Annotated in this window: 16 protein-coding genes; 8 read left to right on the forward strand and 8 right to left on the reverse strand. The window is 61.2% G+C overall.

Annotation, left to right across the window (positions count from 1 at the left end; genetic code table 11):
- Positions 1-26: 26 nt before the first annotated feature.
- Both IEV82_RS02295 and mscL read left to right on the forward strand, forming a co-directional pair.
- Positions 27-476 (forward strand): YtoQ family protein, encoded by a 450-nt coding sequence (locus tag IEV82_RS02295; protein WP_188480327.1) that lies wholly within the window; start codon positions 27-29, stop codon positions 474-476.
- A 155-nt stretch (positions 477-631) separates the two neighbouring features.
- The gene (gene mscL / locus IEV82_RS02300) at positions 632-1057 is read left to right on the forward strand and encodes a large conductance mechanosensitive channel protein MscL (protein WP_188480328.1); all 426 of its coding nucleotides are present in this window, start codon (positions 632-634) and stop codon (positions 1055-1057) included.
- A 76-nt stretch (positions 1058-1133) separates the two neighbouring features.
- Here mscL and IEV82_RS02305 read toward each other — a convergent pair whose 3' ends face one another.
- The 5 genes from IEV82_RS02305 to pncA form a co-directional block, all read right to left on the reverse strand.
- Positions 1134-2420, reverse strand: coding sequence for a PQQ-dependent sugar dehydrogenase (locus tag IEV82_RS02305; protein WP_188480329.1), 1287 nt, complete (start codon positions 2418-2420; stop codon positions 1134-1136).
- Positions 2421-2601: 181 nt separating this feature from the next.
- Positions 2602-3894, reverse strand: coding sequence for a nicotinate phosphoribosyltransferase (gene pncB, locus IEV82_RS02310; protein WP_188480330.1), 1293 nt, complete (start codon positions 3892-3894; stop codon positions 2602-2604).
- Between the two features lie 60 nt (positions 3895-3954).
- The gene (locus IEV82_RS02315; RefSeq protein ID WP_188480331.1) at positions 3955-4410 is read right to left on the reverse strand and encodes a tellurite resistance TerB family protein; all 456 of its coding nucleotides are present in this window, start codon (positions 4408-4410) and stop codon (positions 3955-3957) included.
- An 88-nt stretch (positions 4411-4498) separates the two neighbouring features.
- Positions 4499-5200 (reverse strand): YkgJ family cysteine cluster protein, encoded by a 702-nt coding sequence (locus IEV82_RS02320; protein ID WP_188480332.1) that lies wholly within the window; start codon positions 5198-5200, stop codon positions 4499-4501.
- Positions 5197-5790: a bifunctional nicotinamidase/pyrazinamidase gene (gene pncA, locus IEV82_RS02325; protein WP_188480333.1), complete on the reverse strand. Its 594-nt coding sequence runs from the start codon at positions 5788-5790 to the stop codon at positions 5197-5199. Before pncA ends, IEV82_RS02320 begins: the two co-directional genes overlap by 4 nt.
- A gap of 113 nt (positions 5791-5903) precedes the next feature.
- Here pncA and trhO point away from each other — a divergent pair, with 113 nt between their 5' ends.
- Complete coding sequence (trhO, locus tag IEV82_RS02330) at positions 5904-6824, forward strand: oxygen-dependent tRNA uridine(34) hydroxylase TrhO (RefSeq protein WP_188480334.1); 921 nt, start codon at positions 5904-5906, stop codon at positions 6822-6824.
- A gap of 54 nt (positions 6825-6878) precedes the next feature.
- Here the strand turns inward: trhO and IEV82_RS02335 are convergent, their stop codons facing one another.
- The 3 genes from IEV82_RS02335 to IEV82_RS02345 are packed head-to-tail and all read right to left on the reverse strand — an operon-like array spanning position 6879 to position 8422.
- Positions 6879-7262 (reverse strand): hypothetical protein, encoded by a 384-nt coding sequence (locus tag IEV82_RS02335; protein WP_188480335.1) that lies wholly within the window; start codon positions 7260-7262, stop codon positions 6879-6881.
- A gap of 35 nt (positions 7263-7297) precedes the next feature.
- Complete coding sequence (locus IEV82_RS02340; RefSeq protein ID WP_188480336.1) at positions 7298-8008, reverse strand: DUF599 domain-containing protein; 711 nt, start codon at positions 8006-8008, stop codon at positions 7298-7300.
- Positions 8009-8011: 3 nt separating this feature from the next.
- The gene (locus tag IEV82_RS02345) at positions 8012-8422 is read right to left on the reverse strand and encodes a CopD family protein (RefSeq protein ID WP_188480337.1); all 411 of its coding nucleotides are present in this window, start codon (positions 8420-8422) and stop codon (positions 8012-8014) included.
- Positions 8423-8543: 121 nt separating this feature from the next.
- Between IEV82_RS02345 and IEV82_RS02350 the strand changes: the two genes are divergently transcribed.
- The 5 genes from IEV82_RS02350 to IEV82_RS02370 all read left to right on the forward strand — a co-directional run bounded on the left by IEV82_RS02350 (position 8544) and on the right by IEV82_RS02370 (position 13952).
- Positions 8544-9992 carry an FAD-linked oxidase C-terminal domain-containing protein gene (locus IEV82_RS02350; RefSeq protein ID WP_188480338.1) on the forward strand — a complete coding sequence of 483 codons (1449 nt, stop codon included), beginning with the start codon at positions 8544-8546 and terminating at the stop codon, positions 9990-9992.
- Positions 9993-10048: 56 nt separating this feature from the next.
- On the forward strand, positions 10049-11152 hold the full coding sequence (locus IEV82_RS02355) for an FAD-binding protein (protein WP_188480339.1): 1104 nt from the start codon (positions 10049-10051) through the stop codon (positions 11150-11152).
- Between the two features lie 3 nt (positions 11153-11155).
- Positions 11156-12463 (forward strand): glycolate oxidase subunit GlcF, encoded by a 1308-nt coding sequence (glcF, locus tag IEV82_RS02360; protein ID WP_188480340.1) that lies wholly within the window; start codon positions 11156-11158, stop codon positions 12461-12463.
- A 76-nt stretch (positions 12464-12539) separates the two neighbouring features.
- Positions 12540-13367 carry a trypsin-like serine peptidase gene (locus IEV82_RS02365; RefSeq protein ID WP_229747665.1) on the forward strand — a complete coding sequence of 276 codons (828 nt, stop codon included), beginning with the start codon at positions 12540-12542 and terminating at the stop codon, positions 13365-13367.
- A gap of 117 nt (positions 13368-13484) precedes the next feature.
- Entirely contained in the window at positions 13485-13952 is a 468-nt protein-coding gene (locus IEV82_RS02370) for an Hsp20 family protein (protein ID WP_188480341.1), read from the forward strand.
- Position 13953 lies beyond the last annotated feature (1 nt).

Raw genomic sequence — 13953 nt, forward strand, 5'->3', positions numbered from 1 at the left:
CTTTGGTCAAACAGAAGGAGAGACACATGGGATTGCGCGTTTACCTGTCCGGAGAGATTCACACCGATTGGCGTGACCAGATCATCGACGCCTGCGACGGGCTGGATGTCATCTTTGACGGCCCCGTTACCGATCACGCCGCGAGCGATGATTGCGGTGTCGCGATCCTTGGCGCGGAAGACAACAAGTACTGGCACGACCATAAGGGCGCAATGGTCAACGCGATCCGCACCCGCAAGGGCATCGAGGAGGCGGATGTCGTGGTCGTGCGCTTTGGCGAGAAGTACAAGCAATGGAACGCGGCCTTTGATGCAGGATTTGCCGCGGCCTTGAACAAGTCCCTGATCATTCTGCAACAGCCCGAACACGATCACGCCCTCAAGGAAGTGGATGCCGCCGCCTTGGCAATGACGCGCACTCCGCAAGAGGTGGCGCAGATCCTGCGTTATGTCCTGACCGGCGCCTTGCCCAAGTAGGCGACAGCCCCGGCTAGCTGTATTTTTTGCGGCAAGCCCTTGCATTTTCCCCGTGGATTGTTGCCGGACGCGTGACAAAGACCGTGGCAATGGTATCAAACCGGCGGCGACGGATTTTTTGTCCGGCCTCAAGCCAACACGAGGGGAATTTAGTAATGATTCAAGAATTCAAGGACTTCATCGCCAAGGGCAATGTCATGGACATGGCTGTTGGTATCATCGTCGGGGCCGCGTTCACGGCGATCGTGACCTCATTGGTCGGCGACCTGATCAACCCGATCATCGCCCTGTTCACCGGCGGGATTGATTTCTCCGGCTGGTTCTACACGCTGGATGGCAGCACGCATGCCTCGCTGGCAGCAGCCCAGGACGCAGGCGCAGCCGTGTTCGCAATCGGGAATTTCATCATGGCCGTGATCAATTTCCTGATCATCGCCTTCGTGGTGTTCCTGCTGGTCAAGATGGTCAACCGCATCAAGGCCTCGGCAGAAAAGCCGGAGGACATTGCCCCCGAAGTCGCAACCGGTCCGAGCGAGCTGGATGTCCTGCTGGAAATTCGGGACGCGCTCAAGAAAGGGTGACACCTTCGCGCCACAGCTTTGCTGATCTGCACGAAATGAACCCTGCGCCGAGAGAACCGGCGCAGGGTTTTTTACATCAGTTGGACGGTGTCATCTTGTGAATGGCACCTTCATCGGTGGCCGTGTAGAGGCTGCCATCGGGGCCAACCACCACCGAGCGGAAACGTCCCGGCTCCATCGGCAGGGTCATCTCGGTGACATCCTCGACCGTCAGTTCTTCGGTCAACTGGATCACGTCAATCCGCTGGCCCAGCGGTGTGCCACCAAAGCCGATCCCCATGATGCCGACGACCATGGCACCGTTCCAGTCGCCCCACTGTTCACCTTCAAGGAACGCTGCAGAGGAGGTTCCCTGCGACCAGCCGTTGTTGTCCCAGATCGGGGACATGGCGTCGGGATAGGTCTCAAGGTCCGTCATCGGCATGAAGGACGCGCGCTCGTAACGGTCCATGCCATCCATCTGGTTCGGGCTGTAGCCGCAATAATTGTCCGGGCACTCGCCACGTCCACCCACGTTCGGGCGCGGATCCCAGCCGGCATTGCCACCATTTTGCAGCACTGTGATCTCGTCCGAATGCCATGGCCCGTGTTCCGCCGTGATCGCGGTGCCGGTTGCCGGGTGGAACGCGATACCCTGCACGTTGCGGTGACCATAGGTAAAGGTCCGTTTGTCGAACCCTTCGGGCGGCGTGTTCTCGGCAGCGGCATTGCCGTCGCGGTCGATGCGCAGCACCTTGCTGCCCATAATGGTCGGGCTTTGCGGCACTTCGCCGTTATGCGTATCGCCCGTGGTCAGGTAGATATAGCCATCCGGCCCGAACCGGACACGCCCGCCATTATGCGCACCAGAGCCACCGAAGGGGTGATCGCTCGGGTTCATCTTGTAAGGCACGTCGGCCACGATATCGGTGCGGTCCGATACGTTGGTGAAATCTTCGTTCACCACCAGACGCATCAGCCGGTTCGTGTGCGGCGTCACCATGTTGGAGGTCGAATAGACATAGATCTGGCGATTTTCGGCAAAATCGGGGTCTACGGCAACGCCCATCATTCCGGCCTGACCGTCACAGAACAGGTCATCTGCTGCACTCGGATAGCCTTCAGCACCGGACATGCCCAGAAGCGCGTTGACTTCGCCGGACGGCAGCATGACGGACAGGCCATCGCATTTTTCGGTGAAGAACATTGTGCCGTCACCGAGGAACGACATGTCCCACGGCTCGTCCAGATCGTCGAGAACGACGGTATGCTGCAGATTGGTCGTGTTCATGGCCTGTGCCGGAGCCGAAGAAGCGGCAACGAAAGCACCTGTCACAAATGGCAGAACGGCAAAGATCGCCGTGGTACGCGATAGATAACCCATAATATCCTCCCTGATTTATGGTAGGTCCAGCTTCCTCCGATAACGCGGCAGACTGACGCAGCGTCGGCTGGACAGGGAGGACATTAGGGTCTTTGTGCGCTTAATCAATATATAAGATGCACCTTTTGAAGCTTGTCAAACAGTGCCTCTGATTGCTGAGAATCCGGGCGCATCGGCTTGGTCAGACCACCACGTCAAGACGCTCCTGATCGCCGACGCCGAACACCCGCTTGTAGCGGTCGATCTGATCCTCTGGCCCCATCGCCTTGTTCGGGTTATCGGACAGTTTCACCGTCGCCCGACCATTCGCCTCGACCGCCTTGCACACAAGGCTGAACGGGGCCAGCCGGTCATCCGGAGTCAGCCCCCGGAAATCATTCGTCAGCAAAGTCCCCCAGCCAAAGGACACCCGCACGCGGCCGGCAAACTGCCGCTGCAGTTCAAGGATCTTGTCCACGTCCAGCCCATCCGAGAAGATCACCAGCTTCTTGGTCGGATCTTCGCCGCGTTCTTTCCACCAGCGGATCGCCGTTTCGGCCCCAGTTGCAGGATCGCCTGAATCGATCCGGATGCCCGTCCAGCCCGCAAGCCAATCCGGTGCGTTCTTCAGGAAACCCTCGGTCCCGTAGGTGTCGGGCAGGATCATCCGCAGGTTGCCTTCGTGCTCCTCGTGCCAATCGGCAAGAACATCATACGGCGCTTTGGCCAACGCGGTGTCATCCTCGGCCAGCGCGGCATAGACCATCGGCAGTTCATGCGCGTTGGTGCCAATCGCCTCAAGGTCGCGGTTCTTGGCGATCAGGCAGTTCGAGGTGCCGACGAAACTGTTGCCCAGTCCTTCGTACATCGCCTGAACGCACCAGTCCTGCCAGAGGAACGAATGCCGCCGCCTTGTGCCGAAATCGGCGATGCGCAAAGCCGGGTCTACGCGCAAGAGTTCGATCTTTTCCCAAAGCTTGGTCATCGCGCGGGCGTAAAGCACCTGCAACTCGAACCGGCCCATGTCGTTCAGAACGGCGCGGCCGCGCAACTCCATCAGAACCGCCAGTGCCGGAATCTCCCAGAGCATCACCTCGGGCCAAGCCCCTTCGAAGGTCAGCTCGTACTGATCCCCAACACGCTCCAGATGATAGGGCGGCAGGCGCAACTGCTCGAACCACTCCATGAAGTCCGGGCGGAACATCTGACGCTTGCCGTAAAACGTGTTGCCGCGCAGCCACGTGCTTTCGTTGCGTCGCAGGGACAGCGACCGGATATGGTCCAACTGTTCGCGCAGCTCGCCCTCATCGATCAGCTTTGCCAGAGGCACATGGGAGGACCGGTTGATGAGACTGAAGGTCACCTGGGTGTCGCGCTTGTTGCGGAACACCGATTGGCACATCAGCAGCTTGTAGAAATCCGTATCGATGAGCGACCGAACGATGGGGTCGATCTTCCATTTGTGGTTCCAGACACGGGTGGCGATATCAACCATTGTGGTCTCCAAAGGCGCAGGCGACTCGCTTAGACCAACCCGGCCCGGCCTTGTCCAGTGTCAGTGGGTCTTGCCCCAATTGGCAAGCTCTTCATCGCGAATACGCTCGCAGGTCGCCTCGTCAACGCCCAGCAGCCCGGCGATTTCACCCAACAGCAGGCCTTCCTTGGCGTGGCGGTTGCCATCGGCATAGACCACATCCCAGAGAGCGGCCACCGCCGTCTCGCGTTTCTCCTGGCTGATGTTTTCTGTCAGGATGGCGGCCAGATCGGCTGTCCGCGGCAATTCATGTTCCAGCTTTTCGCATTGCGCACGCATCTTTGCGGCTTCCAGCGGTTTGAGACCGTACATCTTGGCCAGAACGCGGTCGATCTCCTCAACCTCCTGGAACAGGTAGGTCTTGTCCGCCATGGCCGTGCGCACCATCAGCGCCCCCAGCGCGTATTTCGCATCCGCAGGCGGGAGCGGGGTCGTCGGCACGGTCGTGTCGAACAGGGCAAGGATACGGTCGAACATGGCATGCATTCCAAAAAGCCTTCGGACAAGGAGTGTACTGTAACTTACGCAACTCCGGCACGCACTCAAAGGGGGAAAGACACGTTTTTCAGGTCCTTAGCAGATCTCGTTTGCTGCGCTTGAGTTCGGCATCCAGTTCAGTCGGCTTGTGACGCGACGCTGCCAGAGCCTCGTCCAGAGACGCGCCCTCGACCGCCGCTGCGGCAACGCGCGACAGAGCATAGGTCGACACGCGCTTGGTGCCTTTCAACGCCGCACGGCTCAGGCCGATGGCCGCAAGATACGTGTGATAAGGGCCAAGCGTCCCCGGACCCTGCGCAGCCTGCCCTTCGGACACCGATTTGCACGCCTCCACATCCGTAGACACATAGGCCCGGCAGATCATCGGACGCGCGGCATAGGCACGGCAACTGCGGGTATTCGGATCGAGCGACGGACAGGCCTTGGGATGCCATGCGCGGCCGTCCGGCTGCCCTGCCAAGGGGGCAAGCGCCTCGTGCAGCGCGACGGCCTCGGCCTCGGTGATCGTACCGCCATCCTCACCTGACAGGATACAGCAAAACGCGCAGCCATCGGTGCAGGCCAAGCCCTTGGGTGCCAGCCCCGACAGCGCCACACGCCCGATCCCGGTCGCAGCGGTGCCATCCGCCAGATCAGCTGCGGCGCGCGCCGCGTCGGATTGCGCGCCCAGATAGGCCAACAATCCCCGCTTGGCACGATCATTCACCTCGGGCGTGCTGACCGCGCGGGCCTTCTGCAGGCGGTCTGCCAGAGATGGCGCCTTGCTCATCCGAGGGTCACACCGGCCTGCGCCATGTCCTGCCTGGCGGTGTCCAGAGACCCGTTCAGATCGATCGCGCGGCACAGGTCAAGCCGCACCGTCACGTCGAAACCGAGCTTCGCCGCATCGATGGCGGAATAGGCGACACAGAAATCCGTGGCGAGGCCCACCATGGTCAGTGTCGAAATCCCCCGCGTGCGCAAGTAGCCCTCAAGGCCGGTAGGCGTCTTGTGATCATTCTCGAAGAACGCCGAATAGCTGTCGATGCTCCGGCGAAACCCCTTGCGGATCACCATCTCTGCGCGATCCGTATCGAGGTCTCGGTGAAACGCCGCGCCGTCCGATCCGATCACGCAATGATCCGGCCAGAGCACCTGAGGGCCGTACGGCATCTCGATCAGACCGTACGGTTCCTGACTGTCGTGCTGCGAGGCAAAGCTCGAATGATCCGCCGGGTGCCAGTCCTGCGTCAGCACCACCGCATCGGCCTTGACCATCAACGCGTTGATCCCCGGCACGATCAGGTCACCTTCGGGCACGGCAAGCGCACCTCCGGGGCAGAAATCGTTTTGCACGTCGATGACGATCAGCGCGGACATGGGGCAAGCCTCCTTTTGGATGTCTCTTGGGTAGGAAGACTAAGCAAGAGGGTCAAGGGTTGCGGCATTCAGAAACCTTGCGCACGCCGCCGCGCGGGCGTAATGCCGCGCCCATGTTTACGGTTTGCGCTCTCTACCACTTTACCCGCTTCGATGATCCCGCTGCTCTGCGAGAGCCATTGCTGACGGTCTGCCGCGACAATGCGATCACCGGCACATTGCTTTTGGCACGCGAAGGCATCAACGGCACGGTGGCTGGCCCCGAGAATGGCATTAACGCTTTGTTAACCCATCTGCGCGCCCTGCCCGGCTGCGCCGATCTGGAGTGGAAGCTGTCGACCGCGCAGGACCGCCCCTTCCACCGAATGAAAGTCCGGCTGAAGAAAGAGATCGTCACCATGGGCGTGCCCGATGTCGATCCGCGCGCCAAGGTCGGCCACTACGTGCAACCGTCAGAGTGGAACGAATTGATCCAAAGCCCGGATGTGGCGGTGATCGACACGCGCAACGATTACGAGGTCGCAATCGGCACGTTCGAAGGCGCGGTTGACCCCGGGACCGAGAGCTTCCGCGACTTTCCTGCATGGTGGGAACAGAACAAGGACCGCTTTCACAACAAGCGCATCGCGATGTTCTGCACGGGGGGCATTCGCTGCGAAAAATCCACGAACTACCTGATCAGCCAAGGGGTGGATGACGTCTATCACCTCAAGGGCGGCATCCTGAAATACCTCGAAGAGGTGCCGGAGGAACAAAGCACGTGGCAGGGTGAATGCTTTGTATTCGACGGTCGCGTGTCGGTCGGACACGGGCTCCGGGAAGGGCCGCACCTGCTGTGCCATGCCTGCCGCCGTCCGATCCTGCCCGAGGATCGTGACCGGGCCGAGTATGAACACGGCGTGTCCTGTCACCTGTGCTTTGACGAGACCTCCGACGAGGACAAGACGCGGTTTCGCGAACGGCAGAAACAGATCCGGCTGGCCGAAGCGCGGGGCGAACGGCATCTGCACGCGGATGTGGTTGACGAAGGGTAAATAGGGCCGAAGCGGACCATTTGTTTCGCGCGCGAAACATTCACTCAGCCATCATCACCTTTTTTCAACACGCCGAGGCTTGAGAGTCTTCGTACGAAGACTCTCAAGCCGCGGCAGCAGGATGCGGGTCTCCGACCAGCCATCGACCGAACATTTCGCCCGAATGTACAGCACCCCAGTCGGCACGTCGCCTACGGTCAGGCTCCGGGTAAAGGGCTGTTCCTCGACATGTGGGTGCAACAACTCACGTGTGCCGATGATGCTGCCGTCCTCGGCCTCGATCCGCCAGCCATCGGCATAGTGATCCCAACCCGTATCAGGATGTGCAAGGGTGACCGACACGCGTGATTCGACAATCTCGGCCCCGACGATGTCAGGAGGGTCCGCCCAAAGAGGCGTTGCAAAAAAGCACAGGCAGGTCAGAAAACGGGTCGACATGAATGGACCCTAACAGATCGGTCCTGCCTCCAGAGTCACGTTTTCGCGTCCGGCGCCCCGTGCAGCAGAACATGCCGCGACTGCGACGCGAATTCCCGACGCAGGATCACCAGCAAGGTTGCCAGCGTGGCCAGGATCAGCGGCCCCGCCCCGAGCAACCAGGCCGAGGACGCGATGCCGAAATAGACGGACCGCAACCCGCGATTGTAGCCGCGCGCGGCGGTGATGTTGATCTCGCCCGCCTGCAACGCGATGGGCAGCGCCTTTGGGTCTTCGGGATCGTTCGGCACCGCCGCCATGATGACCGAGCAGTAGCCGAACAACCTGTGCGACCAGACGAATTTCAGAAACGCGTTCGCAGCGAACAGCAACAGGACCAGAAGCTTGACCTCGAGCAGGAAGATCGGATCGCTTTCAAGCGTCAGGTCCTGCGCCACGCCGCGCAGGCGTTCGGCATTGCCCAGTAACGCGAAGCCGCCGCCGATGGCGATCATGCTGGCCGACGCAAAGAACGCCGTACCCTGCCGCAAGCTCGCGATGATCTGGCTGTCGAAGATGCGCGGATCGCGGCCGACGAACTGGCGCATCCAGTCGCGGCGATACCCGGCCATGATCTGTGATGTGGAAGGATGCGATTTCGGTGCATTCTCGATCAGCAGAGTGCTGCCAACCCAACTGAGGATCAGGAGCCCGAGACCCATCGCGTCGAGCAGTGTGAACAGGTACAGGCGGTCGAGCCAATCCATCGGTCAGAACGGTTTGACGACGACAACCCAGAGGATCGCGATGACGCCGAAGACGCTTATTTCGTTGAAGATGCGCAGGTATCGGTCGGATTCGGTGAACACGCCGCGTTTCGCGCGGAGCACCAACCGCCCGGTCCACGTGTAATGCAAAGCCAGCAGCAAAACGAGGGACAGCTTGACCCAGACCCATGTCGGGAACTGCCAGATCGATCCGAGCCAGAGTCCGGTGATCAAGGCGATCACGCCCAAACCTGCGGAAAAGCGGTAGAGTCGGATCGTCAAATCGCCCAAAGGGCCGAACTCGCCGATGCGGTCATGTTCGCGCTTCCAATAGATCAGCGCACGCGGCACCGCGAAAATCGAGGTCATCCACCCCATGACGCACAACAGATGAATGATCTTGACCCAGTCCATAACCGCTTGGTGACCGCGCTTTTGCGCAAAGGCAAGAGGTACAGATGCCGCGCGCTGCGAAATTTCTCTGGCTTATTTGGCGGGATTGGTTATATCTTCTTACCAATTTGGAGGAAACGCCATGCAAATGCCCCAGCCCAACGCCAGCGTGCTGTCCCGCAAGGCTCAGATCGTCGCCCGCCTGCGCGAGGTGATCCCGCAGGACGCCGTGATCTCGGACGAGATGGAAACCCGCGCGTATGAATGTGACGCGCTGACCGCCTACAAGTGCCCGCCCCTGGCTGTCGTGCTGCCCTCATCGACGGAGGAGGTCGCGGCTGTCTTGAAGGTCTGTCACCAGATGGGCGTGCCGGTGGTGCCCCGCGGATCGGGCACGTCACTTGCGGGTGGCGCGCTGCCCACCGCCGATTGCGTGTTGCTGGGCGTGGCGCGGATGAACGACTTGATCGAGACCGACTACGACAACCGCTTCATCCGCGTGCAGACCGGGCGCACCAATCTGAGCGTGACTGGCGCTGTCGAGGCAGACGGGTTCTTTTATGCGCCCGATCCCTCAAGCCAGCTTGCCTGTGCCATCGCGGGCAATATCGCGATGAATTCGGGCGGCGCACATTGTCTGAAATACGGCGTGACGACCAACAACCTGCTTGGCGTCACCATGGTGCAGATGGATGGCACCATCATGGAGATCGGAGGGGCGCATCTGGATGCGGGTGGGTATGACCTGCTGGGTCTGATCTGCGGTTCCGAAGGCCAGCTTGGCGTCGTGACCGAAGCCACGCTGCGCATCCTGCCGAAACCCGAAGGCGCGCGCCCGGTATTGATGGGGTTCGATTCCAACGAGGTGGCAGGCGCATGCGTCGCCGACATCATCAAGGCGGGTGTGTTGCCCGTGGCCATCGAATTCATGGACCGCCCCTGCATCGAGGCGACCGAGGCCTTTGCCAAGGCGGGTTATCCGATGTGCGAGGCTCTGCTGATCGTGGAGGTCGAGGGCAGCCCGGCCGAGATCGACGAGCAGCTTGCGCTGATCCTCGAAATCGCCCGTCGGCACAACCCGGTTGAATTGCGCGAGGCGAAGGATGCCGACGAAGCCGGGCGCATCTGGCTGGGCCGCAAATCCGCCTTCGGCGCGATGGGGCAGATCAACGATTACATGTGCCTCGATGGTACGATCCCGGTGTCGGAACTGCCCTATGTCCTGCGGCGGATCGGCGAGATGTCCAAGGAATACGGGCTGGACGTGGCCAACGTGTTTCACGCAGGCGACGGCAACATGCACCCGCTGATCCTGTTCGATGCGAACAAGGAGGGCGATCTGGAACTCTGCGAGGCGCTTGGCGCGGATATCCTGCGGCTCTGTGTCGAGGTGGGTGGCTGCTTGACCGGCGAACACGGGGTGGGGATCGAGAAACGCGATCTGATGGTGGACCAGTTCGCGCCCGACGATCTGGAGGCGCAGATGGCGGTGAAGGACGTGTTCGATCCCGCGTGGCTGTTGAACCCGGCCAAGGTGTTCCCGCTGGCGGCGTCGGAAAGCCGTCGCAGCATGGCGCTTGCGGCGGAGTGAATATTGGGGGGCCAGCCCCCCAAACCCCCCGAGATATTTTTGAACCAGAGAAGATCATGAAACCTGAAACAGAGGCCGAACTGGCCGGGATGATCGCATCGGCCTCCTGGCCGATATGTGTGCGCGGTGGGGGAACGCGGGGCGTCAACCTTGATGGTGACGTGCTGGAAACTGGCGGGCTGTCGGGCATCACGCTCTATGAGCCGGGCTCGCTGACGCTGGTGGCGCAGGCGGGCACACCTTTGGCCGAGATCGAAGCCGCGCTGGAGGCCGAAGGGCAGCGTTTGGCCTTTGAGCCGATGGATCATCGCGGTCTGATGGGCACCACCGGTGCGCCCACGATCGGAGGTGTGGTCGCCGCCAATGTGAGCGGGCCGCGCCGGGTCGCAGTGGGGGCCTGCCGCGATTTCATGCTTGGTGTGCGTTACGTCGACGGCACCGGGACCGTGGTCAAGAATGGCGGGCGCGTGATGAAAAACGTCACGGGCTATGATCTGGTGAAGCTGATGAGCGGCTCCTGGGGAACCTTGGGCGTTCTGAGCGAGGTCAGCCTGAAGGTGCTGCCGAAACCCGAAACCTCGGCTTGCATCCTGATCACCGGCTTGAGCGATGCGGAGGCTGTGCGTGCAATGGCCAAGGCGCTTGGATCACCGTTCGAGGTGTCAGGTGCAGCGCATCTGCCCGAAGGTCCCGAGGGACAGGCGGTCACGATGCTGCGGGTCGAGGGCTTTGCCGGGTCCGTCGCCTATCGCGCCGATCAGCTTGCGGGACTGTTCGGCGATCTGGATGTCCGGGTCGAGGATGATCCGGCGTCCGTTGCCGAGAGTTGGGTCTCGGTGCGCGATGTCGCAGGATTTCACGGGACGGACGGGGATGTCTGGCGTGTCTCCTGCACGCCGTCTGAGGCTGCCGATCTGGGAGCAAAGATGAACGCCGATGCTCTGGTTTACGATTGGGGTGGCGGGCTGATCTGGGCGCGTGTGCCAGAGGGTACGGACCTGCGGGCGCGGCTGGGCATTTTCGACGGCCACGCGACACTGGTGCGCGGGACAGGGCAACCGAAATTTCAGCCGGAACCGCCAGCCATCGCGGCATTGTCGCGCGGGTTGCGGCAGAAATTCGATCCAAGAGGCATCCTGAACGCCGGGTTGATGGGGTAGGACATGCAGACGACATTCACCGAAGACCAGCTGCGCGATCCCGAAATCAAGCGCTCGAACGAGATCCTGCGAAGCTGTGTGCATTGCGGCTTCTGTGCGGCGACCTGCCCGACCTACCAGGTGCTGGGCGACGAATTGGACAGCCCGCGCGGGCGGATTTACCTAATCAAGGACATGCTGGAGAACGAACGGGTGCCGGACGCAAAGACGGTTACCCATATCGACAGGTGTCTGTCGTGTCTGGCCTGCATGACGACCTGCCCCTCGGGCGTGCATTACATGCACCTGGTCGATCACGCGCGGGCCTATATCGAGAAGAACTATGACCGCCCCTGGCATGAAAAGGCGCTGCGCTGGACCTTGGCGCGCATCCTGCCCTATCCGACGCGGTTCCGCGTGGCGCTGCTTTTGGCCAAGATCGGCAAGCCGTTTGCACCGCTGATCCCGGATGCACGTCTGCAGGCGATGCTGGAGATGGCCCCCAAGCGCATCCCGGCGGTGAGCCGCAATGACGATCCGCAAAGCTTTGCACCCATTCAGCCACGCAAGAAGCGGGTGGCACTGATGACCGGCTGTGCGCAGAAGGCGCTGAACACCGATATCAACGACGCCACAATCCGGTTGCTGACGCGTCTGGGCTGCGAAGTCGTCGTGGCGAAGGGCGCAGGCTGTTGTGGGGCGCTGACGCATCACATGGGCAAGGTCGACGAAAGCCACGGATCGGCGGCGGCCAATATCAGGGCATGGGCGCGCGAGATGGATGGCGACGGGCTGGACGCCATCGTCATCAACACCAGCGGTTGCGGCACCACGGTCAAGGATTACGGGCACATGTTCCGCAATGATCCGCTGGCGGCGGATGCGGCGCGGGTGTCGGCGATTGCAAGGGATGTCAGCGAAGTGCTGGTGGAGCTGGTGGACGAGGCCAGTGTTGCGGATGCGCGTCAGCATCATGGCGGGATGAAAGTGGCCTATCACGCGGCCTGCAGCCTCCAGCATGGACAGCAGATCAAGACGCACCCCAAGACGCTGCTCAAGGCGGCGGGATTCGAGGTGGTTGAACCCAAGGACAGCCATCTGTGCTGTGGATCAGCCGGCACCTACAACCTGATGCAGCCCAAGATTTCCAAGCAGTTGAAGGCGCGCAAGGTGCAGACGCTGGAGGCCAAGCAGCCCGATATCATCGCGGCGGGCAATATCGGTTGCATGATGCAGATCGGATCGGGTACGCAGATCCCCATTGTGCACACGGTAGAGCTTTTGGATTGGGCGACGGGCGGGCCGAAACCTGCTGCCTTGCAAGAGACATAAACCTGACAATCAGTCATAGTTTTGACGAATTTGGCGCATATTCGGATAGGCCAAACGGAGGTGACTTGTGCGCCATATGCTCTGGGGGGCATTGATTTCGTTGCTGCCGGCCTTGGCTGGTGCGCAAAGCACCGGGCTGTTCTCGATGGAGAGCCGCCAGGATGGTCGCGCGTGGGAAGCGGTCGGGCGGCTTGAGCTGGCCGCGACGGCGTTCTGCACGGGATCGCTGATCACCCCTGATCTTGTCCTGACGGCGGCGCATTGCCTCTACAACGACGAAGGCGCGCTGTTGGCACCGGAGGACATCCAGTTTCTTGCCGGTTGGCGCAACGGTCGTGCTGCGGCCTATCGCCGGGTGCGCCGGGCCGTGGCGCATCCCGATTACGATTTCAAAGCAAAGCCAAACCCCGACCGCGTGTATAACGATATCGCCCTGATCGAATTGCAGCATCCGATCCGCAACACGACGATCATTCCGTTCGTGACCGGGGCGCGCCCGATTGTCGGTGAAAGCGTCGGTGTCGTGTCATATGCGCACAACCGGTCCGAAGCGCCGTCGATGCAGGACACCTGTCAGGTCATGTCCGCGCAGAAAAACGTTCTGGTGATGTCATGTTCGGTCGATTTCGGCAGCTCCGGATCGCCGGTCTTTGCCTTTGGTACGGAGGGCACGCGGATCGTGTCGGTCGTGTCCTCCAAGGCGAAAAGCGGCGATCTACCGGTCTCGCTCGGGGCACCTCTGGAAACGCAGATCGACACGATCCTTGGCATGATGGCCCTTGGTGCGGGATTTCCCGAAGGATCGGTGTTCCGCCCGCAGCGCGCCGGTCAGGAGATCCGCAAGGATACCGGAGCGAAATTCGTGCGTCCGCAAGACGCGCCGAACGACCTCTTGAAACCCTGATCGGAGATTCCCAAATCTGGCAGGTCGGGATGCCCGAACGGGGCCTGACACCAATCAACGAGCCTGTCCAAAATGGAAGGCTTTTCACATCTGGTATCGCTCAATGGAGGATGACCTATGCGAGGATATGATTTCGCACCGCTTTACCGCGCAACTGTCGGCTTTGACCAAATCGCCGACCTGATGGACCGGGTGATGACCAACGAGGTCAGTCAACCCACCTACCCGCCCTACAATATCGAAAAGACCGCCGATGATACCTATCGCATCTCGATCGCCGTCGCCGGGTTCTCCGATGACGACCTGAACGTCGAGGTCAAGGATGGTGCGCTGCATGTCTCTGCGCGCAAGGGTGACGAGGACGAAGGCCGCACCTTCCTGCACCGTGGCATCGCCACACGGGCGTTCCAGCGCCGCTTTCACCTGGCCGACCACGTGCGCGTCGTCGGGGCAAGCCACGAGAACGGCATGCTGCATATCGATCTGAAACGCGAGATCCCCGAAGCGCTGAAACCGCGCCGGATCGAGATCGCGAAGACCGACGCAACCGAGAAAGACGTTCTTGATGCGAAGGCCGTGAACTAGG

Source organism: Marivita lacus, from assembly GCF_014637725.1.
GTDB lineage: Bacteria > Pseudomonadota > Alphaproteobacteria > Rhodobacterales > Rhodobacteraceae > Marivita > Marivita lacus.

Coding starts and splice junctions, on each gene's coding strand:
- glcF (WP_188480340.1), top strand. CDS start 11,156: ATGCAGACGACATTCACCGAAGACCAGCTGCGCGATCCCGAAATCAAG.
- IEV82_RS02335 (WP_188480335.1), bottom strand. CDS start 7,262: ATGTCGACCCGTTTTCTGACCTGCCTGTGCTTTTTTGCAACGCCTCTT.
- IEV82_RS02320 (WP_188480332.1), bottom strand. CDS start 5,200: ATGAGCAAGGCGCCATCTCTGGCAGACCGCCTGCAGAAGGCCCGCGCG.
- IEV82_RS02340 (WP_188480336.1), bottom strand. CDS start 8,008: ATGGATTGGCTCGACCGCCTGTACCTGTTCACACTGCTCGACGCGATG.
- IEV82_RS02315 (WP_188480331.1), bottom strand. CDS start 4,410: ATGTTCGACCGTATCCTTGCCCTGTTCGACACGACCGTGCCGACGACC.
- IEV82_RS02305 (WP_188480329.1), bottom strand. CDS start 2,420: ATGGGTTATCTATCGCGTACCACGGCGATCTTTGCCGTTCTGCCATTT.
- IEV82_RS02295 (WP_188480327.1), top strand. CDS start 27: ATGGGATTGCGCGTTTACCTGTCCGGAGAGATTCACACCGATTGGCGT.
- pncB (WP_188480330.1), bottom strand. CDS start 3,894: ATGGTTGATATCGCCACCCGTGTCTGGAACCACAAATGGAAGATCGAC.
- IEV82_RS02365 (WP_229747665.1), top strand. CDS start 12,540: ATGCTCTGGGGGGCATTGATTTCGTTGCTGCCGGCCTTGGCTGGTGCG.
- pncA (WP_188480333.1), bottom strand. CDS start 5,790: ATGTCCGCGCTGATCGTCATCGACGTGCAAAACGATTTCTGCCCCGGA.
- IEV82_RS02370 (WP_188480341.1), top strand. CDS start 13,485: ATGCGAGGATATGATTTCGCACCGCTTTACCGCGCAACTGTCGGCTTT.
- mscL (WP_188480328.1), top strand. CDS start 632: ATGATTCAAGAATTCAAGGACTTCATCGCCAAGGGCAATGTCATGGAC.
- IEV82_RS02350 (WP_188480338.1), top strand. CDS start 8,544: ATGCAAATGCCCCAGCCCAACGCCAGCGTGCTGTCCCGCAAGGCTCAG.
- IEV82_RS02345 (WP_188480337.1), bottom strand. CDS start 8,422: ATGGACTGGGTCAAGATCATTCATCTGTTGTGCGTCATGGGGTGGATG.
- IEV82_RS02355 (WP_188480339.1), top strand. CDS start 10,049: ATGAAACCTGAAACAGAGGCCGAACTGGCCGGGATGATCGCATCGGCC.
- trhO (WP_188480334.1), top strand. CDS start 5,904: ATGTTTACGGTTTGCGCTCTCTACCACTTTACCCGCTTCGATGATCCC.